General features: G+C 66.3%; 20 protein-coding genes and 1 pseudogene. 11 read left to right on the top strand and 10 right to left on the bottom strand.

The window, feature by feature from the left end; all coding sequences use genetic code 11:
• Window positions 1-24 precede the first annotated feature (24 nt).
• From G3N64_RS21475 to G3N64_RS21485, 3 genes are all read left to right on the top strand, one after another.
• Window positions 25-1425, top strand: a complete 1401-nt coding sequence (locus G3N64_RS21475) for an MFS transporter (protein WP_205785717.1) — start codon at window positions 25-27, stop codon at window positions 1423-1425.
• A gap of 160 nt (window positions 1426-1585) precedes the next feature.
• Complete coding sequence (locus tag G3N64_RS21480) at window positions 1586-2137, top strand: GNAT family N-acetyltransferase (RefSeq protein WP_205785718.1); 552 nt, start codon at window positions 1586-1588, stop codon at window positions 2135-2137.
• A gap of 73 nt (window positions 2138-2210) precedes the next feature.
• Window positions 2211-2666, top strand: a complete 456-nt coding sequence (locus tag G3N64_RS21485) for a PPC domain-containing DNA-binding protein (protein ID WP_241021134.1) — start codon at window positions 2211-2213, stop codon at window positions 2664-2666.
• Here the strand turns inward: G3N64_RS21485 and acnB are convergent.
• Window positions 2600-5185 carry a bifunctional aconitate hydratase 2/2-methylisocitrate dehydratase gene (acnB, locus tag G3N64_RS21490; protein ID WP_205785719.1) on the bottom strand — a complete coding sequence of 862 codons (2586 nt, stop codon included), beginning with the start codon at window positions 5183-5185 and terminating at the stop codon, window positions 2600-2602. The two genes, G3N64_RS21485 and acnB, sit on opposite strands and share 67 nt — an antisense overlap.
• Window positions 5186-5700: 515 nt before the next feature.
• Here acnB and G3N64_RS21495 point away from each other — a divergent pair.
• A complete protein-coding gene (locus G3N64_RS21495) occupies window positions 5701-6441 on the top strand; it encodes a BPL-N domain-containing protein (protein ID WP_346778831.1) in 741 nt (246 codons plus the stop codon).
• 10 nt (window positions 6442-6451) lie between these two features.
• On the opposite strand, the gene G3N64_RS21500 is transcribed toward G3N64_RS21495, so the two are convergent.
• The 3 genes from G3N64_RS21500 to G3N64_RS21510 all read right to left on the bottom strand — a co-directional run bounded on the left by G3N64_RS21500 (window position 6452) and on the right by G3N64_RS21510 (window position 8549).
• A complete protein-coding gene (locus G3N64_RS21500) occupies window positions 6452-6925 on the bottom strand; it encodes a nuclear transport factor 2 family protein (protein ID WP_205785721.1) in 474 nt (157 codons plus the stop codon).
• 277 nt (window positions 6926-7202) lie between these two features.
• Entirely contained in the window at window positions 7203-7451 is a 249-nt protein-coding gene (locus tag G3N64_RS21505; protein WP_205785722.1) for an adhesin, read from the bottom strand.
• 663 nt (window positions 7452-8114) lie between these two features.
• A complete protein-coding gene (locus tag G3N64_RS21510) occupies window positions 8115-8549 on the bottom strand; it encodes a universal stress protein (protein ID WP_205785723.1) in 435 nt (144 codons plus the stop codon).
• A gap of 370 nt (window positions 8550-8919) precedes the next feature.
• Here G3N64_RS21510 and G3N64_RS21515 point away from each other — a divergent pair, with 370 nt between their 5' ends.
• From G3N64_RS21515 to G3N64_RS21545, 7 genes are all read left to right on the top strand, one after another.
• Window positions 8920-10404: an amidase gene (locus G3N64_RS21515; protein WP_205785724.1), complete on the top strand. Its 1485-nt coding sequence runs from the start codon at window positions 8920-8922 to the stop codon at window positions 10402-10404.
• A 76-nt stretch (window positions 10405-10480) separates the two neighbouring features.
• On the top strand, window positions 10481-10750 hold the full coding sequence (locus G3N64_RS21520) for a hypothetical protein (protein ID WP_205785725.1): 270 nt from the start codon (window positions 10481-10483) through the stop codon (window positions 10748-10750).
• A gap of 111 nt (window positions 10751-10861) precedes the next feature.
• Complete coding sequence (locus tag G3N64_RS21525; RefSeq protein WP_205785726.1) at window positions 10862-11548, top strand: hypothetical protein; 687 nt, start codon at window positions 10862-10864, stop codon at window positions 11546-11548.
• A 123-nt stretch (window positions 11549-11671) separates the two neighbouring features.
• Window positions 11672-12502 (top strand): arylamine N-acetyltransferase, encoded by an 831-nt coding sequence (locus G3N64_RS21530; protein ID WP_205785727.1) that lies wholly within the window; start codon window positions 11672-11674, stop codon window positions 12500-12502.
• An 87-nt stretch (window positions 12503-12589) separates the two neighbouring features.
• The gene (locus G3N64_RS21535) at window positions 12590-12766 is read left to right on the top strand and encodes a ribbon-helix-helix domain-containing protein (RefSeq protein ID WP_205785728.1); all 177 of its coding nucleotides are present in this window, start codon (window positions 12590-12592) and stop codon (window positions 12764-12766) included.
• 1 nt (window position 12767) lies between these two features.
• Window positions 12768-13106: a VOC family protein gene (locus tag G3N64_RS21540; RefSeq protein WP_205785729.1), complete on the top strand. Its 339-nt coding sequence runs from the start codon at window positions 12768-12770 to the stop codon at window positions 13104-13106.
• A gap of 7 nt (window positions 13107-13113) precedes the next feature.
• The gene (locus tag G3N64_RS21545; RefSeq protein ID WP_205785730.1) at window positions 13114-13974 is read left to right on the top strand and encodes a class I SAM-dependent methyltransferase; all 861 of its coding nucleotides are present in this window, start codon (window positions 13114-13116) and stop codon (window positions 13972-13974) included.
• Window positions 13975-13987: 13 nt separating this feature from the next.
• Here the strand turns inward: G3N64_RS21545 and G3N64_RS21550 are convergent, their stop codons facing one another.
• The 6 genes and pseudogenes from G3N64_RS21550 to G3N64_RS39840 form a co-directional block, all read right to left on the bottom strand.
• On the bottom strand, window positions 13988-18829 hold the full coding sequence (locus tag G3N64_RS21550) for an NAD-glutamate dehydrogenase (RefSeq protein ID WP_205785731.1): 4842 nt from the start codon (window positions 18827-18829) through the stop codon (window positions 13988-13990).
• 149 nt (window positions 18830-18978) lie between these two features.
• Complete coding sequence (locus tag G3N64_RS21555; RefSeq protein ID WP_089496659.1) at window positions 18979-19200, bottom strand: hypothetical protein; 222 nt, start codon at window positions 19198-19200, stop codon at window positions 18979-18981.
• Window positions 19201-19212: 12 nt separating this feature from the next.
• Window positions 19213-20097 carry a hypothetical protein gene (locus G3N64_RS21560; RefSeq protein WP_205785732.1) on the bottom strand — a complete coding sequence of 295 codons (885 nt, stop codon included), beginning with the start codon at window positions 20095-20097 and terminating at the stop codon, window positions 19213-19215.
• A 346-nt stretch (window positions 20098-20443) separates the two neighbouring features.
• Window positions 20444-20632: a 4-oxalocrotonate tautomerase gene (locus G3N64_RS21565; protein ID WP_039344138.1), complete on the bottom strand. Its 189-nt coding sequence runs from the start codon at window positions 20630-20632 to the stop codon at window positions 20444-20446.
• Window positions 20633-20683: 51 nt separating this feature from the next.
• On the bottom strand, window positions 20684-21460 hold the full coding sequence (locus tag G3N64_RS21570) for a class II aldolase/adducin family protein (RefSeq protein ID WP_205785733.1): 777 nt from the start codon (window positions 21458-21460) through the stop codon (window positions 20684-20686).
• Window positions 21435-21550: pseudogene (locus G3N64_RS39840) on the bottom strand (urea transporter); the annotation flags it as partial. The gene G3N64_RS21570 and the pseudogene G3N64_RS39840, both read right to left, overlap by 26 nt.

Below are 21550 nucleotides of genomic sequence, written 5' to 3' on the forward strand. Positions count from 1 at the left end.
CAAAAGATCCAGGAGAAACCCCGCATGAGCACTTTCGACAACGTCGTGGCCGGCAGGGCCACGATGGAAGCTGCCGCCTCCACGCCCGGCGCGATCATCGCGCGGCTCGAGCGGCTTCCGGCCAACGCGATGCAGATCCGCGCGCGCGTGCTGATCGGCACCGCGACGTTCTTCGACGGCTTCGACGTGATCACGATCGCGGCGACGCTGCCGCTGCTGATCCACAAATGGGGGCTGTCGCCGACGCAGATCGGCCTGCTGATCGCATCCGGCGCGATCGGCCAGCTGATCGGCGCGTTCCTGTTTCCCGCGCTGGCGGAGAAGCACGGCCGCGTGAAGGCGATCGCGTGGAGCTCGGCCGTGATCGGCATCACGAGCATCGCGTGCGGCTTCGCGCCGACCTTCGAGATCTTCGTGCTGCTGCGGATCCTGCAGGGCCTGGGCCTGGGCGGCGAGCTGCCGGTCGCGGCGACGTACATCAACGAGATCACGCGCGCGCATGGCCGCGGCCGCTTCGTGCTGCTGTACGAGATCGTGTTCCCGATCGGCCTGCTCGTGTCGATGGCGCTCGGCGCGTGGCTCGTGCCGCGCTTCGGCTGGGAGATCATGTACTTCGTCGGCGGGCTGCCGCTGATCCTGTCGCTCGTGCTCACGCGCCTCGTGCCGGAATCGCCGCGCTGGCTCGCCTCGCGCGGGCGGCTCCCGGAAGCCGGGCGGGCGGTCGGCGTGTTCGAGGCGTCGGTGCGCGGCGAGCTGCCGCCGGTTACGCAGGCGGCCGCGTTCGACGAGATGGTGCGCCAGCACCCGAAGCGCAGGATGAGCGACCTGTTCAGCGCCGCGTATCGCAAGCGCACGCTCGCGGTGGCGACGTTGTGGGCGACCTGCGGGTTCATCCAGTATGGGCTGTCGACGTGGCTGCCCACGATCTACAAGAACTTCTATCACGCGCCGCTGCAGCTCGCGCTGAACCTCGCGGTGATCGGCTCGGTGATGGGTGTGCTCGGGTCGCTGGCGTCGGCGCTGCTCGTCGACAAGCTCGGCCGCAAGCCGGTGATCGTGTGGTCGTTCGTGCTGTGCGCGCTGTCGCTGGCGTTCGCGGGTGTCTATCACGCGTCGTCGGTGTATGTCGTCTCGGTCTTCTGCTCGCTGTCGCTCGGGTTGATGGCGTCGGGGTTCATTACCGCCTACGTCTATACGCCGGAACAGTATCCGACGAGCATCCGCGCGTCGGGCTGCGGGCTCGGCAGCGCATGGCTGAAGATCGCATCGTTCGTCGCGCCGATGGTGGTGCCGCACGCGATCATCGGCGGCAACCTCGCGCCGGCGTTCTACCTGATCGGCATCGTGCCGCTGATCGCGGCGGTGACCGTGCACTTCGTCGGGATCGAGACGAAGGGGAAGGTGCTGGAGGCGCTGGAGGCGTGAGTGTCTTCCGCTGCGGTGGTTGAAGTGAACCGAAAGGCCCGGGCGATGCTCCCCGGGCTTTTTTCGGGGTGCTCCCGCAGCGGCGCGCAGGGTGCGCGCGATTGTTGGGGCACGGCGGGCGTGTTCTAATTCACGGTCCCGATTTCGTCCGACCATTGCCATGCCCTTGTTCGAACCCGTCACGCTGCATACCTCCCGCCTCGTCCTGCGGCCGCTTCGCGACGCCGACGCGCAGGCTTTCTTCGAAATCTGGTCCGATGCGGAAGCGATGCGCTACTTCTCGTTCTCGCCGATGACGCAGATCGAGCAGGCCGAGGCGCGCGTCGCGCGCAACCTGCAGACGTCGGCGACCGGGCAGGACCTGATTTGCGTGCTCGAATTGCGGGAAACCGGCGAAGCGCTCGGCGAATGCGTGCTGTTCCACGCGAACGAGCCATGCCGGCGCGCGGAGATCGGCTTCAGCCTGCGACGCACGTTCTGGCGCGGCGGATACATGCGCGAAGCGGCGTCGGCCATGATCGATCATGCGTTCGGCACGCTGCGGCTGAACCGGATCGAGGCCGATATCGATCCGCGCAACGTCGCGTCGGCACTGCTGCTCGAACGGCTCGGCTTCGTCCGGGAAGGGCTGCTGCGCGAACGCTGGATCGTCGGCGACGAAGTGTCGGACAGCGCGCTGTACGGGTTGCTGGCGAGCGATTACGGCGTGTAAGCGGCCGACTTGCCGGATTCACCGGGCGAACGTACGCTGGTCGACACCACGGTCCACCCACAGGCTCTCGACCATGCAAGCCCATCCCCTGCGTCTTTCCCCCGGCGACGATCTGCGCGGCGCCATCGAGGCGGCACTCCGTCGACACGAATCGCATGCCGCCTTCGTGATCCAGGGCATCGGCAGCCTGAGCGTCGCGCAGTTGCGCTTCGCCGGCGTCGACCAGCCGACCGAACTGCGCGGCGACTTCGAAATCCTGACGCTGGCCGGCTCGGTGTCGCCGGACGGCGCGCACCTGCACATGTCCATCTCGGACGTAGACGGCCGAGTGACGGGCGGCCATGTGGCGAGCGGCTGCGTGGTGCGCACGACGGCCGAGATCCTGCTCGCGCTGCTGCCTGCGCATCGCTTTTCGCGGTGGCGCTGCGACGTCGACCACCCGCCGCAGCCCGATCCGCGTGCTTACAGCTGCACGGTGTCGGCCACTTCCTTGAAGTCTTCGATCTGGTCGAAGTTCATGTACTTGTAGATCTTGTCGCCGTTCGCGCTGAGCACGCCCATGTCGGCCATGTACTCTTCCTTGGTCGGGATCTTGCCCAGACGCGAGCAGATCGCCGCCAGTTCCGCCGAGCCGAGGTACACGTTCGTGTTCTTGCCCAGGCGGTTCGGGAAGTTGCGGGTCGACGTCGACATGACCGTCGCGCCTTCGCGCACCTGTGCCTGGTTACCCATGCACAGCGAGCAGCCCGGCATTTCGGTCCGTGCGCCGGCCGTGCCGAACACGCCGTAGTGGCCTTCTTCGGTCAGCTGCTTCTGGTCCATCTTGGTCGGCGGCGCGACCCACAGCTTAACCGGGATGTCGCGCTTGCCTTCGAGCAGCTTCGACGCGGCACGGAAGTGACCGATGTTGGTCATGCACGAGCCGATGAACACTTCGTCGATCTTCGCGCCTGCGACGTCCGACAGCGTCTTCACGTCGTCCGGGTCGTTCGGGCACGCGACGATCGGCTCGTGGATGTCGGCGAGGTCGATCTCGATGACGGCCGCGTACTCGGCGTCGGCATCCGGCGACAGCAGTTGCGGGTCGGCCAGCCACTGCTCCATCGCCTCGATACGGCGCTGCAGGCTGCGCGGATCCTGGTAGCCCTGCGCGATCATCCACTTCAGCAGCGTGATGTTGCTGTTCAGGTACTCGATGATCGGTTCCTTGTTCAGGTGGACCGAGCAACCGGCTGCCGAACGCTCGGCGGACGCATCCGACAGCTCGAACGCTTGCTCGACCTTCAGGTCGGGCAGGCCTTCGATTTCGAGGATGCGGCCCGAGAAGATGTTCTTCTTGCCTTGCTTGGCGACCGTCAGCATCCCTTGCTTGATCGCGACCAGCGGGATCGCGTTGACGAGGTCGCGCAGCGTGACGCCCGGCTGCATCTTGCCCTTGAAGCGGACCAGCACCGATTCCGGCATGTCCAGCGGCATCGTGCCGGTGGCGGCCGCGAACGCGACCAGGCCCGAACCTGCCGGGAAGCTGATGCCGATCGGGAAGCGCGTGTGCGAATCGCCGCCGGTGCCGACGGTGTCGGGCAGCAGCATGCGGTTCAGCCACGAGTGGATCACGCCGTCGCCCGGGCGCAGCGCGATGCCGCCGCGCGTGCTGATGAAGTTCGGCAGCGTCTGGTGCGTCTTCACGTCGACCGGCTTCGGATAAGCGGCCGTGTGGCAGAACGACTGCATCACGAGATCGGCCGAGAAGCCGAGGCACGCGAGATCCTTCAGTTCGTCGCGGGTCATCGGGCCGGTGGTGTCCTGCGAGCCGACCGAGGTCATCTTCGGTTCGCAATACGTGCCCGGGCGGACGCCCTGGCCTTCCGGCAGGCCGCATGCACGGCCGACCATCTTCTGCGCGAGCGAGAAGCCCTTGCCGCTGTCGGCCGGCTGGTGCGGCAGGCGGAACAGCGTCGACGGCGCGAGGCCGAGCGCTTCACGTGCCTTCGCGGTCAGGCCGCGGCCGATGATCAGCGGAATGCGGCCGCCGGCGCGCACTTCGTCGAACAGCACGTCGGACTTGACCTGGAATTCGGCGATCACGTTGCCGTCCTTCAGCGCCTTGCCTTCGTACGGACGCAGTTCGACTACGTCGCCCATTTCCATCTGCGACACGTCGAGCTCGATCGGCAGCGCGCCGGCGTCTTCCATCGTGTTGTAGAAGATCGGGGCGATCTTGCCGCCGAGGCACACGCCGCCGAAGCGCTTGTTCGGCACGAACGGGATGTCTTCGCCGGTGAACCACAGCACCGAGTTGGTGGCCGACTTGCGCGAGGAGCCGGTGCCGACCACGTCGCCCACGTAGGCGACCAGGTGCCCCTTTTCCTTCAGCGATTCGATGAACTTGACCGGGCCGCGCTTGCCGTCTTCTTCCGGCGTGATGCCCGGGCGTGCGTTCTTCAGCATCGCCAGCGCGTGCATCGGGATGTCCGGGCGGGTGGTGGCGTCCGGGGCCGGCGACAGGTCGTCGGTGTTGGTTTCGCCCGTCACCTTGAAGACGGTGATGGTCAGGCTTTGCGGCACTTCCGGACGGCTCGTGAACCATTCGGCATCGGCCCAGCTTTGCAGCACGGCCTTCGCGTGCACGTTGCCCTTGTCGGCGAGTTCCTTGACGTCGTGGAACTGGTCGAACATCAGCAGGGTTTTCTTCAGTGCGTCAGCGGCGACTGCAGCGACCGCTTCGTCGGACAGCAGCTCGATCAGCGGCTGGATGTTGTAGCCGCCGAGCATCGTGCCGAGCAGTTCGGTGGCGCGTTCACGCGAGATCAGCGGGCAGACGGTCTCGCCCTTGGCCACGGCGGCCAGGAAGCCGGCCTTCACGCGGGCGGCTTCGTCGACGCCGGCAGGCACACGATGGGTGATCAGGTCGAGCAGCGTCTGCTCTTCGCCGGCGGGCGGGTTCGTCAGCAGTTCCACCAGTTCGGCGGTCTGCTGAGCCGTCAGCGGCAGGGGAGGAATACCGAGCGCGGCGCGGGCGGCCACGTGAGCACGAAAGTTTTCAAGCATGGGGAGACCTGCTGATATTGCGTTTGAGGGGAAGGCCTTGCCGGCACTCCGGGGCTGTTCCAGGCACTGCTTTGCAGCGGGATTCTAATCTCAATGCTCTTTGACGTCAAATGTCTTATGTCTTATATAAGAGTTGGTGCGCGAGACACGCGAAAGCGCGGTGGCGCGGGGGAGTAGGGGGTCTCGGACGTGTTGAGGAGGCTTGCCTGAGCGGGTATGCGGGCAAGGGGTTCCGGTTGGTTTCGGCTGTCGTGTGGAGGTGCGGCGGGCGGCGCGGTGCGTGCCCAGGGACGAAGTCCTCGGAGCCAGGTCCTCACGGCGCACATATCTGCACAAGCACGCAGGAAACGGTACACACATGTCGCTTTTGCGCGCCTACGCTCTGTTTCACGCGATTTTCAATCAGGTTTCAGGGGGCGGGGCGAGCATCGGCGCGTGCCGGTCGCCCCGTCCTGAACGGCCGCGAGCCCTCAAATCCCTTCATCAAGAACATGCGATCCAGAGAATCGATTTTCGTGGTGGTGTCGCTCGTCGCGTCGTCGGTCGCTCATGCGGGCACGGCCAACGACGAAACACGCAGCTTCGCCAGCCGCCCCGTCGCACTGGTCTATCGTGGTCCGGCCGCGTGCGATGGCTGTCCCGAGACGATTGCCAATCGCCTGCGGGAATCGGACCACAAGTTCCGGGTGATCTACGTCGGGCCGGCGGAAAAACTCAAGATCACGCCCGCCGTCCTGGCCGGCGCTGCGCTCTATGTCCAGCCGGGCGGCGGGCAGGACATCCCCGGCGCGGCGGCCAGCATCGGGAAGCATTCGATCAAGGCCGTACGGCAATATGTGTCGAACGGCGGACGCTATCTGGGCATCTGCATGGGCGCCTACCTGGCGGGCGAGCCGGGTTTTGGGCTGGTCGCCGGCGAGTTCGACTCCGAGGTCGACCGGCCGGGTTCGACGCTTCACGGTATCGCGGACACGGTGACGCCGGTGGTCTGGCGCGGGACAAAGCGCTGGATCTATTTCCAGGATGGCGCGATGCTCCCGGCCGCGCCAGCCAGCTCCAGCGCGGTCGTGCTGGCGACCTATCCGAACCACGATATCGCGGCCGCGACCTATCGTTACGGCAAAGGGCGCGTCGGGCTCGTCGGCCCGCATCCCGAAGCCGACGAAAGCTGGTATCGCCAGTACGGTCTCAAGAATCCGGACGGCGTGCTGCCGGACATGGCCTACGACCTGATCAACGCGACGATGAAGCCATAACGGTGTTGGGCTACTTCCGCTTGGCGCGATACGCGTCGAGATTCTTCCGTGCCTGCGCGCGGATCGCGCGTTGCACGAAAGGCGTCCAGCCGAGCAGGGCGCCTTTCAGCCCGAGCGCCTGACGCGCCCAGCGCCACAGGTCGAAGCTGTCGCGATGCTCGACGATGCGCCCGTCGCGGAACCGGAATCGCGCGTCGATCCGGTTGACCACCATCCGGCCGGTCGCGGTGAACCGGTATTGGGCGATCCACTCGGCACGTCCGGCCTGTTGATCCGCGGCGACATCGCCGAACGTCAATGAGAAATCCTGCGCCCGCGCGACCAGCATGCGCCACATGTCGCGTGCGTGGTCGCCGTGCAGTTCGCCGAATGCGGGATCGCTGAACACGACGTCATCGGCATAGCAGGCGAGCATCGTATCGACGTCGCGCTGCTGGAACGCCGTGTAGAAGCGCTGGATCAACTCGGTGTGCGGATGGCTCATCGTTGGGTGGGTTGTCGTTGCAGGTGAAGCGGAGTGTCGACACGGCGGCTGGTTGATCGACGGGGGCGTGCCATACGGCAAGGATGCCCCGATCGAACTGAGGTCGACGCGTCTTCCCCGCGACGATCCAGGTCACGTGCAGACGTTCGGTGTGACCGCCGTCCGGATCGTGACATGCGTCGCGATATCGATCAAAAAAAGCGGGAATTGATGCGGGTGCGCGGCGCCGGTTCAGCCGTCGTGACCCGGTCGCGACCGGAACATCACCGGATACCCGTCAGCGGTTCGCCAGCGCGACGTCCTGGTTGCCGCGCCCCGTCACCAGGCAGCCCGACATGAATGCCTCGCTCTGGCTGCCGGCCGCGGCTTCGCCGAAGCCGCGGCCGAGCGCGTCGACCTTTACCTGCGCGGCGCCTTGCTCGCACGCGAGCGGGCTGGCGTCGCGGCCCTGCGCATGCAGGATCGCGCGATCGCCGATGAGATACGCCAGCAGCGCGAAAACAGCGATATGTACGGCTCGTCTCATGATTCGTCTCCTCGTCGCTCAAGCGTAACGCGGACCCGTTTGACGAAGCACTTGGGGGTTCCCCCGGTAAACGTCTGCTGAAACGAGGGCGGGGGGGCGGTGATCCAGTCCCGTTTTTCGTGTCTTGCGTGCGAAGGGAGCGGGCTTTCAGGCAGGCGGCCAGCGGCTTCAGCGCGGCCGGCGAGCGATGCCGGATGGACGGCGACGCAATCGCGCGACGGATTTTCGCGCGACAGGCACGCGATTCGCGCGAGTTTGACGAATGTCAGGATACGGGCGGGGCGGGGCGGTCGCGCGGCCGTTCAAAGCGATAGCATGAATGCATGATTTGACGGAACGCGATCGCGGACGCATGCATCGGTTCCGGCAAGCAGGTGCGTGTTGAATATCGCTATCGAAATAGTGAGGAATCCAAATGCTTAACGTCTCTTCCGTCCTGATCAGCCTCGCCCCGATGTGGGCCATCCTGCTCGTTGCGTCGTCGGCAGCCGCCTATTTCGTGTTCTGGCGCAAGGTCATCAAGTAAGCGCCGCGGGAAGGCCGGTGCGCGTGCAGGCGGCAACGCTCACACGTGTCGCGCCGTTCGTCGTCCGTCCGTCGCGGGGTTGACCTGCGGCCCGTCAGCGAACGGCCTCCGCCGCGCGCCGCCGCGCATCGTCCCCGTCATTGCACGGCCGTTACCGGCACATTCGAAATCCGCACCAGCCGGCTCATCACGCTGCGGCGGAACACCGACATCAGCGCATGCAACGGATCGTGCCGCGGCGCGACGACCACGATTTCGTCGCACCCCGTCTCCGCCGCCACGGCCGCGATCGTATCGGCCACCGGGCCTACCTTCATCACGACGCTGTACTTGACGTCGGCTTCCTGCAGAATCCGCTCGGCCATGGCCAGATCGTCGGACGCGAACTTCTCCTCGATCGAGCGCAGCCGCGACAGCGGATGATAGGCCTCGAGCCGCGTCGATTCGAGCGGTGCCTGAACATTGATCAGCACGATCTCCGACGCGCACCGTTCGCGATACAGGAAGGTCGCGTGGCGAACCGCCTGAAGCGAGCGGGGAGAGTGGCCGACCGGCACCAGCAGCTTGAGCATGAACGTTGTCCAGGGAACGAGATGATTCCAGCGTAGCGCGCCGTCGGGCCGGGCCATCTAAAGAGATCGGGCGGCCGCGTAAAAATGTCGTTAACGCGCACCGCGTTGTACCGCGCCTAATAGAAATATAAGAAATTTAAGTTTATGCGCATAAACGATTTCATCGGCCGGGGGGCGGTGCGCGCGACCCGTGGTCGTCACCCGATTTAGTCGGATCCGCAATGAATCGCGGCGGAAAATATCGGAGGTTGCCGATCCGGCGTCGCGTAGAGTAGTAGTGCATCGGCCGCGGCGCGGCCCCTCCCGGCCGGTATGGGAGCGGCTGCCGCCACGCGGCCCGCCATTCCATTCCGATTCCAGGAGACTCCGCATGCCGCACGGCGCCCCGCAGCTTCTCGCTCCCGCTTCCGTCCCAGTCGACCCGATCGTGCGCCTGTCGGCGGGCGAACTCGCGTCGGCGATCCGCAGCAAGGCGGTGTCGTGCGTCGAGACGATGCGCGCGTATCTCGATCACGTCGAGCGCGTGAACGGCGCGGTCAACGCGATCGTCGCGCTGCGCGACCGCGACGCACTGCTCGCCGAAGCTGCGGAAAAGGATGCGGCGCTGGCGCGCGGCGAGTACCACGGCTGGATGCACGGGATGCCGCAGGCGCCGAAGGACCTGGCGATGACGAAGGGGCTGCGGACGACCTACGGCTCGCCGATCTTCCGCGAAAACGTGCCGCAGGCCGATTCCGTGGGCGTCGCGCGGATGCGTGCGGCCGGCGCGATCTTCATCGGCAAGACCAACACGCCCGAATTCGGGCTCGGCTCGCACACGTTCAACGAAGTTTACGGCGCGACGCGCAACCCGTACGACCTGACGAAGAGCGCGGGCGGCAGCAGCGGCGGCACGGCGGCGGCGCTCGCGTCGCGGATGCTGCCGGTGGCGGACGGCAGCGATTTCGGCGGTTCGCTGCGCAATCCGGCCGCGTTCTGCAACATCTACGGCTTTCGCCCGTCGCAGGGCCGCGTGCCGCGCTGGCCGGGCGTCGACGTGTTCGTGCAGCAGCTCGGCATCGAAGGGCCGATGGGCCGCACGGTCGGCGACGTCGCGCAGCTGCTCGCGATCCAGGCCGGCTACGACCGCAACGATCCGCTGTCGCTGGCGGAAGATCCGGCCGTGTTCGCGCAGCCGCTCGACGCGGACCTGCGCGGCAAGCGCATCGCGTGGGTCGGCGACTGGAACGGCTATCTCGCGACCGAGGCCGGCGTGCTCGCGCTGTGCGAACAGGGGCTGGCGACGCTGCGCGAGATCGGCTGCGACGTCGATGCCGCGCTGCCGGCGTTCGCGCCCGACCGGATCTGGCGCCTGTGGCTCGCGCACCGGCACCTGCTGTCCGGCGGCGGGCTGCTGGCGCACTATCGCGACCCGGCACGCCGTGCGCTGCTGAAGCCCGAGGCGATCTACGAGGTCGAAGGGCTGCTCGCGATGCAGGGCGCGGCCGTGTTCGACGCGAGCGTCGAGCGCACCGCGTGGCATCAGGCCGTGCTGAGCTTCTTCGACCGCTACGACTTCATCGCGGCACCGACCGCGCAGGTGTTCCCGTTCGACGTCGACCAGCGCTGGCCGAAGGAGATCGCGGGCCGCGCGATGGATACCTACCACCGCTGGATGGAAACGGTCGTGCCGTGGACGCTGGCCGGCTGCCCGGTGATCAACGTGCCGGTCGGCTTCAACGATGCGGGGCTGCCGATGGGGATGCAATTGATCGGGCGTCCGCGCGCCGATCTCGCCGTGCTGCAGCTCGCGCGCGGTTACGAGCAGGCGGCGGACCACATCGGTGGGCGGTTGCCCGCGTGGATGGCCGCATAACACGACGCTGGCCGAAAGCCGAAAGCCGAAAGCCGAAAGCCGCCCGTTTTGCTTTGATTCCCGAACGTGTTGTTCGTTGGGGCGCATCACGTTGGTCACCGGCACGTTTCGTGAAGGCGTGGCGTCATGTCATCGACGTGGCGCGGTACGTTCCGCGTCGCCGGTCGATGGTGAATCCCGCGCGCCGTTCAAGACGCGCGACGATCGGCAGACCATCGACCGCATCACCTTGCCAACACCAGCCACCACCGCCATTGATGCGGCTCGCGAACGAATTCCAGCCTCCAACCCGTATCGCACGGCAAACGCGGCCGAATCCGCCCGAACGCGTACGCCGGTCGCGTAATTGCAAGCGGCCGCGCCGCGTGATTTCGTTTCGATGTGTTTCAGTCGTTGCGGCCGCGCGCGGCGCGCTTCGACAATATCGGCCTCAATCATTTGGGCACGAGGAAAACACATGAATAAGATTCGCGCGACGGGCCGGCACCTGGCCTCGGCAGGCATCGCACTCGGCATCCTGGCAAGCGGCGCGGCGCACGCGCAGCTCGACCTGCAGTCGCTCGGCGCATCGCTGCTCGGCGGCGGGCAGCAGCAGGCGGCGCCCGCGCAGGGCGGCGTCGCGCAACTGCTGCAGGCCTATGTCGGCGCGAACCAGCAGGTGCTGACCGGCCAGTCGTCGCTCGCGTCGGCGATGGGGCTTACCGGCGCGGCCGGGCAGGCGCAGCAGGCCGCGAGCCAACTGGCCGGCGGCGGTGCGTTGACGCCGGCCGCGCTGTCGCAGATGGGCGGCGCGCAGCAATCGGTGTCGCAGGCGCTTGGCCAGGCATTCGCGAGCGGTGGCGCGACGCATGGGCCGATCGACAAGCAGGCGTTCAGCAACGGCCTCGCGTCGCTCGGGCAGGGGCTCACGCAGTATTCGCAGCTGCAGTCGGGGCTCGGCAATCTCGGCTCGACGAGCGCGGCGTCGCTGTTGCAGTCGGGCCTGAATCCGCAGAACATGCAGGCTGCGTCGTATATTGCGCAAAGCGCGCCGGGCCAGTTGCAGTCGCTCGCGACGACGCTCAGCCAGGCCGTGCAGTTCGCGACGAGCCAGGGCATTTCGGTGCCGTCGGTCGCATCGTCCGCGCTGAAGCTGCTGCCGTAACGTTGTGCGGGGCTGCGCGCGATGCGGTGCCGGCATCGCGCACGACGACGACGAATCACCCCGCCCAACATGGGGATTGCCCGCGATGCTATCGTGGCGTGTCCCTTTTTTCGGTGCAGGTTCATGACAGACTCGTTCGACCTCTCGCGCTATTTCTCCCGCATCGGCTACGACGGCCCGGTCGAGCCGACGCTCGACGTGCTGCGCCGGCTGCATCTGCTGCACCCGCAGGCGATTCCGTTCGAAAACCTCACTCCGCTGACCGGCGCGCGCGTTCCGCTCGACCTGCCCGCGATCGTCGACAAGGTGCTCGCGCATCGCCGCGGCGGCTACTGCTTCGAACTCAACAAGCTGTTCTACACCGCGCTTACGACGATCGGCTTTCGCGTGACGCCGATGATCGCGCGCGTGCGCTGGATGCTGCCGCCGGAAGTCGCCACCGCGCATACGCACATGCTGCTGCGCATCGATCTCGACGGCGCGGCCTGGCTCGCGGATATCGGCTTCGGCAGCGCGACGCTGACCGCGCCGCTGCGTTTCGTGCCGGACGAGCGGCAACTGACGCCGCACGGTGCGTTCCGCGTCGTCGCCGCGCCGGTCGACGGTGAATTCGAGATGCAGATCGAGACGCCCGACGGCTGGCAGACTACCTACCGTTTTCAGCCGAAGCGGGTCGAGTGGATCGATTACGACGCCGCGAACTGGTTCACGTCGACGTATCCCGAATCGATCTTCCTGCATAACCTGATCGCTTGCCGCGTGCTGCCGGACGGCCGCGCCGCGCTGCGCAACACCACGCTGACGATCCGCGACGCGGCGGGCGCCGGGCGCACCGTCGAGTTCGACGATGCGAACGCATGGGGCGCGTGCCTGAGCGACACGATCGGCATCGACACGACGGGCTTCGATCTCGACGCGCTGTTCGCGCGGCTGTCGGCGCGCGCCGCGACGTAACCCGGACTCACGACAGCCAATGGTGGCCCGCACGGGCGGGCCGCACCCGCGGCTAACATTTGCTAGATTGCCAGCATACTAGCCGGCATGACCGACGACGAAGTGAAGCAATTCAACGTGTACCTGCCGCTCAGCCTGATTCGGCAGGTCAAGCATCGCGCCATCGAAACGGAGCAATCGCTGTCCGCGCTGGTGGCCGACGCATTGCGCGCGTACCTGGCCGCGCCGCTGCCGGGTGCCGGGCCGTCCACCAGGGAGGAGTGACATGTCATCCGAGCGAATCGACGCCGTGTACCTGACGACGCACAACTGGGGCAAGTCGGCGAAGTTCTTCCGGGCGCCGGGCTTCACGCTGGCGTTCGAAACCGATCACCACTCGGGCCAGCTGCGCAGCGGTGACGGCCCCTTTCTGTTCATCGCCGAAGTGCCGCCGGGCATGCAGGTCGTGCTCAAGGTGCCGAATGATCAGGTGGTGCAGCCGCAGCCGATCGTCGACGTCGTCACGCCGTTCGAGGACACGCACTGGGGCACGCGCGACATGACCGTGCGCGATCCGGACGGCCGCGTGTGGCGCCTGCAGGCGCCGGGCCAGCAGGGCGCGTGAGGCGGTCATGGCCGATACCCGCGAAGGTGCCCCCGACAGCACGGCCGCGCGCGTCGCACTGTGGCGCGCACTGCACGTCGAACTCGACGCGCCGCCGCATGTGCTCGCCGACGAAGTCGGGCTGCAATTGCTCGCACCGGAACCCGGCTGGCAGCAGCGCGGCGACATGGATCCGCAGTTCACGCGGCCGTTCCGTGCGTCGATCGTCGCGCGGGCGCGCTTCATCGAGGATCGGGTGGTCGAGCAGGCCGCGCGCGGCGTGAGCCAGTACGTGATCCTCGGCGCGGGCCTCGACAGCTTCGTGCAGCGCCGGCCCGACATGGCGTCACGCGTGACCGTGTTCGAAGTCGACCCGCCCGCGCCGCAGGCCTGGAAGCGGCGCCGCCTGGTCGAGCTTGGCTTTGGCGTGCCCGACTGGCTGCGTTTCGTGCCGGTCGATTTCGAAGCGAAACAGTCGTGGCGCGCTGCGCTCGTCGGCGCGGGCTTCGATGCCGGCAAGCCGGCGGTGGTCGTGTCCACCGGCGTCAGCATGTATCTGACGCACGAAGCGAATGCGGCCGCATTGCGCGAAGTCGCGTCGCTCGCGCCGGGCTCGACGCTGGCGATGACGTTCCTGCTGCCGCTGGAAAATGCGGATCCGGACGTGCGCCCGGGGCTGGAAATGGCCGCGAAGGGCGCCCGCGCAAGCGGCACGCCGTTCATCAGCTTCTTCATGCCGGCGCAGATCCAGGCGCTCGCGCGGGAGGCCGGTTTCACGCAAGCCGCGCACGTATCGGCGGCCGAACTGGCGCGCCGCTATTTCGCCGATCGCGCCGACGGCCTGCGGCCGCCGAACAACGCGGAAGAACTGCTGGTCGCGACGGTCTGAGCCGTCGCGTCCGTCACGCGCGTTCCAGCACGGCCATTTCCCGCACGACCACGAGCAACACCGCGAGGCTCGCGCCGCCGGACGCGCGCAGGTCCGCGAGCAGGTGCTCGTAGCGCGCGAGCGCGGCTTCGCGGCGCACGCGCCACGCGCCGACGATCGTTTCCGGCGTGGTCGAATCCGGTGATTCCGCGAGTGCGCTCGTCGCGAGCGTGCGCTTCAGGCGCGCGACTTCCGCGAGCGCGGCCGCGCGCGCCAACATGTCCCAGTGCGTCGGCGTCGGCAGTGTCGCCGCGCGCTCGCCGATCCAGCTGTAATTGAGCAGCGTACCGAGCGAGAAATAGACGCCCGCGACGAGTTCGAGGCTGCGGTTGCCGGTCGCGGCCACTTCGGCGATGTCGAGCAGCGCGGCCGAGATGTCGCCGCTCGCGACGCGCACCGCGAGCGCGCTGTCGACGCCGGCTTCGACCAGCACGCGCTGCCGCTCGGACAGCGCGTCGAGATCGTCGGCCGGCAGCAGCGACGGCAGTTGCGGCGCGAGCCGCTCGGCCGCGTCGCGGCAGCGCGCGATCAGCTCGGCGACGCCGCCGTCGGCCACCGCGCCGGATTGCAGATGCCGCAGGAACCACAGCGCCGCGCGCTCCAGCAATCGCGCGACGTCGACGAACATGCGCGCCTGCACGTCGTCGGCGACGCGGTTGTCGAGCGCGTCGATGTCGCGCCACACCGCATCGAGGTCGAACACGTCGCGCGCCATGATGCACGCTCGCACGATGTCGCCGGGCTTCGCGTCGGTTTCCTCCATCAGCCGGTGCACGAACGCGCAGCCGACGCGGTTCACGAGCGCGTTGGTCAGGTGCGTCGCGAGGATTTCGCGGCGCAGCGGATGGCGGCGCATCGGTTCGCTGAAGCGCTGCTGCAGCGGCTTCGGGAAGTAGTCGACGAGCATCGCGGCGACCAGCGGATCCTCGGGCACGTCGGATTCGAGCAGCGCGTCGTACAGCCACATCTTGCTGTACGCGAGCAGCACCGCGCGTTCCGGCGACGTGAGGCCGAGCTTCGCGGCTTGCCGTTCGGCGACTTCGTCGTCGGTCGGCAGGAATTCGATCACGCGGTTCAATCGGCCCGCGCGTTCGAGCCAGCGCATCAGGCGCGCCTCGGCGTCGAGCAGCTCGACCGCATAGCGGCCGGCGATCGACAGCGCCTGCGTTTGGTAGTAGTTGTCGCGCAGCACGAGCAGCCCGACTTCGTCGGTCATTTCCGCGAGCAGCGCATTGCGCTGCTTCTCGGTCATTTCGCCGTCGGACACGACGAGCCCGAGCAGGATCTTGATGTTGACTTCGTGATCCGAACAATCGACGCCGGCCGAGTTGTCGATCGCATCGGTGTTGATGCGGCCGCCGCGCTGCGCGAACTCGATCCGGCCGAACTGCGTGCAGCCGAGATTGCCGCCTTCGCCGACGACCTTGCAGCGCAGGTCCGTGCCGTTCACGCGCACCGCGTCGTTCGCGCGGTCGCCGACCTGCAGGTGGGTTTCGCGCGCGGCCTTCACGTAGGTGCCGATGCCGCCGTTGTACAGCAGGTCGACCGGCGCCTGCAGGATCGCGCGGATCAGCTCGGCCGGCGGCAGCGCGTGCGCGTCGATGCCGAGCGCGGCCTGCACGGCCGGCGACAGCGGGATCGTCTTCGCGGTGCGCGGATAGACGCCGCCGCCCGACGAGATCGAGGCCGGATCGTAGTCGGCCCAGCTCGAACGTTCGAGCGCGAACATGCGCGCGCGCTCCGCGAAGCTCGTCGCGGGATCGGGATTCGGGTCGAGGAACACGTGCCGGTGATCGAACGCGGCGACGAGCCGGATATGCGGCGATAGCAGCATCCCGTTGCCGAACACGTCGCCCGACATGTCGCCGACGCCGACCACCGTGAAATCGGTCGTCTGCGTATCGATGCCCATCTCGCGGAAGTGCCGCTTCACCGATTCCCATGCGCCGCGCGCGGTGATCGCCATCTTCTTGTGGTCGTAGCCGACCGAGCCGCCGGACGCGAACGCGTCGTCGAGCCAGAAGCCGTATTCGTGCGAGATCGCGTTCGCGTAATCGGAGAAGGTGGCCGTGCCCTTGTCGGCGGCGACGACCAGGTACGGATCGTCGGGATCGTGACGCACGACGTCGGGCGGCGGCACGATTGCATTGCCGGCGAGGTTGTCGGTCAGGTCGAGCAGGCCGCGCAGGAAGGTCTGGTAGCACGCGATGCCTTCGCGCATCCACGCTTCGCGATCGCTCGGCGGCGGCGGGTTCTTCACGACGAAGCCGCCTTTCGAGCCGACCGGCACGATCACGACGTTCTTCACCATCTGCGCCTTCATCAGCCCGAGCACTTCGGTGCGGAAATCCTCGCGGCGATCCGACCAGCGCAGGCCGCCGCGCGCGACACGTCCGCCGCGCAGGTGCACGCCCTCGACCCGCGGCGAATACACCCAGATCTCGAACATCGGCTTCGGTTCGGGCAGGCCCGGCACTTTCGCCGGATTGAACTTGAACGACAGGTACGGTTTCGATGCGCCGTTCGCGTCGAGCAGGAAGTAGTTCGTGCGCTCGGTCGCGTTGATCACGCCGAGGAACTGGCGCAGGATGCGGTCCTCGTCGAGATTCGGCACCTGGTCGAGCGCGCCTTCGATCGCCAACAGCCGCCGCTCGGCCTGCACGTCGCGCGTGTCGCCGGTGGCCGGGTCGAAGCGCAGCAGGAACAGCTCGACGAGCTGCCGCGCGATCGCCGGATTGCCGGTCAGCGCGCGCTCGATATACGCGTCGCTGAAGGTCGAGCCGACTTGCCGCAGGTACTTCGCATACGCGCGCAGGATCGTTACTTCGCGTGCGCTCAGGTGAGCGCGCAGCACGAGGCGGTTGAAATCGTCGTTCTCGATCCGGCCGCTCCAGATCTGGTCGAACGCATCCTCGAACAGGTCTTTCACACGCTCGATGTCGAACTCGGTATCGTCGGCGAGCTCGAGGCCGAAGTCGTGTACCCACGCATGCGCGGCGTCCTGCGTCTGGATCCGGTACGGCCGCTCCTCGTCGACGCGCACGCCCAGATGCTCGAGCATCGGCAGGCTGCGCGACAGCGCGATCGGGTCGCCCGCGCGAAACACCTTGAAGCGGAACGCGCGCGCGTCGGCCTCGATCGGCCGGTACAGGTTCATCGCGAGCTGCCCCGAATCCTTTACGCGCTCGATCAGCTCGATGTCGCGCACGGCCGTGCGCGCCGGATAGTCGTCGCGATAGCCGGCGGGGAACGAGTCGGCATAGCGCTGCAGCAGGCGGTTGCCTTGCTCTTCGCCGAATGCGTCGAGCAGCGCGTCGGCGAGATCGTCCTGCCAGCGGCGCGTGACCTGCACGAGCCGCGTTTCGAGCTCGCGCGTGTCGACATCGGGCATCGTGCCTGGCTCCGCGTGCACGACGAAATGAATGCGCGCGATCGCCGATTCCGACAGCAGCGGCGTGAATTCGACGTTGACGCCGTTGTACGCATCGACGAGCAGCTTCGCGATGCGCCGGCGCAGATCGGTGTTGTACTTGTCGCGCGGCACGAACACGAGGCACGACACGAAGCGGTCGAAGCGGTCGCGGCGCACGAACAGGCGCGTGCGCTGATGTTCCTGCAGCCGCAGGATGCCGAGCGCGATGTCGTAGAGCTGGTCTTCGTCGGCCTGGAACAGTTCGTCGCGCGGATAGGTTTCGAGCACCGTCACGAGCGACTTGCCGAGATGCCCCTTCGGCAAGAAGCCCGCACGCCGCACGATGTTCGCGCACTTGCGGCGCACGATCGGGATCTCGGCGCTCGACACCATGTAGGCGGTCGACGTGTAGAGCCCGATGAAGCGGCGTTCGCCGGTGACCTTGCCATCGGGGCCGACGAGTTTCACGCCGACGTAGTCGAGATAGCCGGGCCGGTGCACGGTTGCGCGCGAATTCGCCTTGGTCAGGAAGATCGGCCAGGAGCCGGTGATGATGTCGGCGGCGGCCGGCGGCAGTGGCGTGACGTCGGAGGCGCCCGACGTGCGCAGCGATTCGCGCAGGATGCCGAAGCCGGTGCCCTCGATGCCGCGCAGCCCGAAGCCCGTGCCGTCCGACACCAGCGCGTAGTCGCGCTGGCCGAGGAACGTGAAGTGATCGGTGGCCATCCATTCGAGGAACGCGCGTGCCTCGATGTCTTCCGCGGTCGATTCGCGCGCCTTCATTTCCTTGATCGTCGCGCGCGCGATGTCGACGATCTTCGGCCAGTCTTCCACCGACGCGCGCACGTCGCCGAGCACGTGCGCGATGTCGTTGCGCAACGTGTTGAGCAGCGCGGCATCGCCGCAGCGGTCGACTTCGAAATGGATGAACGACGCGAGCTGCGACTGGCCGTCGCCGGGCGTCGCGCCGCCGGCATCGACGCGCTCGATGGCGCCATCGCGACCGCGCCAGATGCGGAATACCGGGTGCAGTGCCGAGTGCAGCGCGAGCCCGAGGCGGTTGACGGCCATCGTCACCGAGTCGACGAGGAACGGCATGTCGTCGTTGACGATCTCGATGACCGTGTGGTCGGAATGCCAGCCGTGCTGTTCGAGGATCGGGTTGTACACGCGCAGCCGTTCGCTGCCGGACACGAATTTCTGGGCGGTCTGCCAGTGCGCCATCGCGGCGCCGTAGAGATCGGCGATGCTGCGACTCTGCAGATCGTCGGCATCGGCGAAATCGTAGTAATGACGCAGGAAGGGTTCGACGATCCGGAACGTGGCATCGGGCAGGCGAGCGCGCGCGAATTCGACGACGTCCGAGAGCAGGTGTGCGACGACTTCCTCGTTCTTCGCTTCCATGGCGGTCTCCTCGTCGGGTGGCCATCGGCTGCTGCGTCTGTCCGGCATTATGCCGCCGATTGCGTGGCAAAGCGATGTGCGGGCGCACAACAGGAGGCGGCCTGGGGAGGCCACGTGCAGCGCCCGTCGCGGGTGCTGCAGCGTGTGGGTCAGGTCAGTTCTGGCGGCTTCAGGTCAGGATGCCGTTTGTAGAGCGGGTTCATGAAATCAAGCAGCATCGTGTTCAACAGAGAAGAAACGAATTCGCGATAGGCAACGAATTCGGCATCCGGGCAAGATGCCTTGACTGCCAGTAGAGAGCGATCGAGATCAGCCCCCATTTGTAAGACCATATCGTTCAGGGCAGTTGCGACTTGCTTGTCTGTAATCATGTGCTCACCTTGTTAGCATCCTGCCAACGCGTTGCAACTGTTGACGCAATTCCAGAATTTGAAGCCGAAGTTCCCGGTTGGCAAAGTCATTGCGGAACACTTGGCTCGACACATTGCTCTCCATTGCGCACAGGACGTGTTTCTGGGTTGCGGTGTCATACCTGGAGCGTTGTCGACTGCGGGAGGTGCAACGAAAATGAAGTTCGTCGATTCTCGCTTCGTTGTATAGATGACGGCGAGATCCTCCGAAAAAAGCAAGGTTGCGTCAAATTCGTGGTTGAACCTACCCGCGCAGGCTTTCGTTGCTGGAGAGAGCGTCAGGCGCAACCCGTCGTCCGAGCGAAGCGGTTGTATCTTCCCCGTCAGTTTGCACGTGCCGATATCGACTGATGCATCAACGAGGTTTTTGTCGATGCGAAGCTGGACAAGGCTATCGGAGATGGTTGCCTGCCACATTCCCGCACGGATGGCACCTCGCCCCTGATTGGTGGAGCGATAAGGTTGTGCAACGAAGCTGGTTGTTTCGCCATCGCTGCCCAGCATGACACCGATAGATCCTCGGCTCGTCTCTTGGACGCCGATCGTGATGCTGGACGACGCCGAAGTCCATGGAACATAGTCGGCGCCGGTTGAGCCGGCTAGTTGATCGTAGATGACGTATCCGGAAATGTTCTCCTTGCTTCCATAGACAACCAGGAAGCGATTCGCAGCAATCTTGACGATCTTGTACGTCGTCCCGTTCTCGTCAGCCTTCCATGCCTCATGAAGTGTGACGGAGTGTGGATTCGATGTGGTGTCGGGCTGTGTGGAAACTGAGCTGCCAACGCTCGGATTCGCGAATGAAATCAACGAAAACAGCAGGGCGGCGGAGTAGCGTTTGATGGTCCTGATTTTCATGGTGTCTTCCTGCAATGATGAATGGAGTATCGGCGTAGAAGTACTTGCCGGATTCATTGCTGGCGGTAACACCAATGAACGGTGATTGGCTGGCTAGTTTGTCGAATGTGGATTTGCGATTTTTGTTTCGTTATGCGGTTCCGTTTTGAGAAAGAAACAAATCGAATTCAGAGGCTTGTATCGACAATGAAAGTTAATTGCAATTTTTCTTGGCGTCAATGTGAATATATTTGGATAACTAAGTGCTTCAAGGGGGCGAGATGAGGATGACGGCGAACCTGCGGCAGAGAAACGAAGGCTGCGCGCTATCGTGGTCCGGCGGCGCGCAGTCTGAATGCGGAGACGCTCAGCGCTCGTCGCTCCACAGCTTCCCGGCCGTCGCCCAGTTCTCCTTCTTCACGTCGGTCAGGATGATGTCGACGGAGCCCGGCTCGCAGCCGAGCGTCTCGCACGTGACGCGCGTGATGGCTTCGACGAATGCGCGCTTCTGGTCGACGGTTCGGCCTTCGAAGAGCTGGATATTGAAAGTCGGCATGACTGAATGCTCCGATGGTTGGGGTGAACGATTCGTTGGGCGCCGGCGGCGTCAGTCGCGATACGTCGGATCGATCCGTTCGAGCCGGCGCAGCAGCGCCGGCCATTCCAGTTCGCCCTCGATCGCGCCGCCGTCGCGCAGGTGTTCGGCGGTGCGATCGGCGATGGCCGGGTCGGGCAGCACGAGCGGCCCGCCGCCGGCTTGCGCGCGCACCTGGATATCGCACGCCTTGATCAGCGTATCCATCAGCACATAGGCTTCGGCCACGGTGCGGCCGACCGTCAGCGTGCCGTGGTTGCGCAGCAGCATCGCGGATTTCGCGCCGAGGCTCGCGGTCAGCCGCGCGCCTTCGGCCGGCGAGAACGCGAGCGCCTCGTAGTCGTGGTACCCGAGGTCGCCATGAAACCGCAGCGCATGCTGCGACGCGGGAAGCAGCCCGTCGCGCTGGATCGACACGGCGATGCCGGCCGTGTTGTGCAGGTGCATCACGCACACGGCGTCGGTGCGTGCGGCGTGCACGGCCGCGTGCAGCGCGAAGCCCGTCACGTTGACCGCATGCTCGCTGTCGCCGATCCGGTTGCCGGCCAGGTCGATCTTCACGAGATTCGATGCGCGAACTTCGTCGAATGTGAGGCCGAACGGGTTGATCAGGAAGTGGCCGGGCTCGCCGGGCACGGTCGCGGACAGGTGCGTATAGATCAGATCGTCCCAGCCGTTCAGCGCGACGAGCCGGTATGCGGCGGCGAGGTCGACGCGCATCCGGCGTTCGGCGTCCGAGATCGGGCCGCCGGGTTTCACGGCATCAGGACGGTGTGCGAATGACGACATCGGGTTCTCCGAGGGTGAAGCGCCGCGCGACGGCCACCGTGACCCACGAAGCGAGCGCGAACGGGGCGGTGAACGCGGGCATGCCGGCGT

Source organism: Burkholderia sp. Ac-20344, from assembly GCF_017104975.1.
Taxonomy (GTDB): domain Bacteria; phylum Pseudomonadota; class Gammaproteobacteria; order Burkholderiales; family Burkholderiaceae; genus Burkholderia.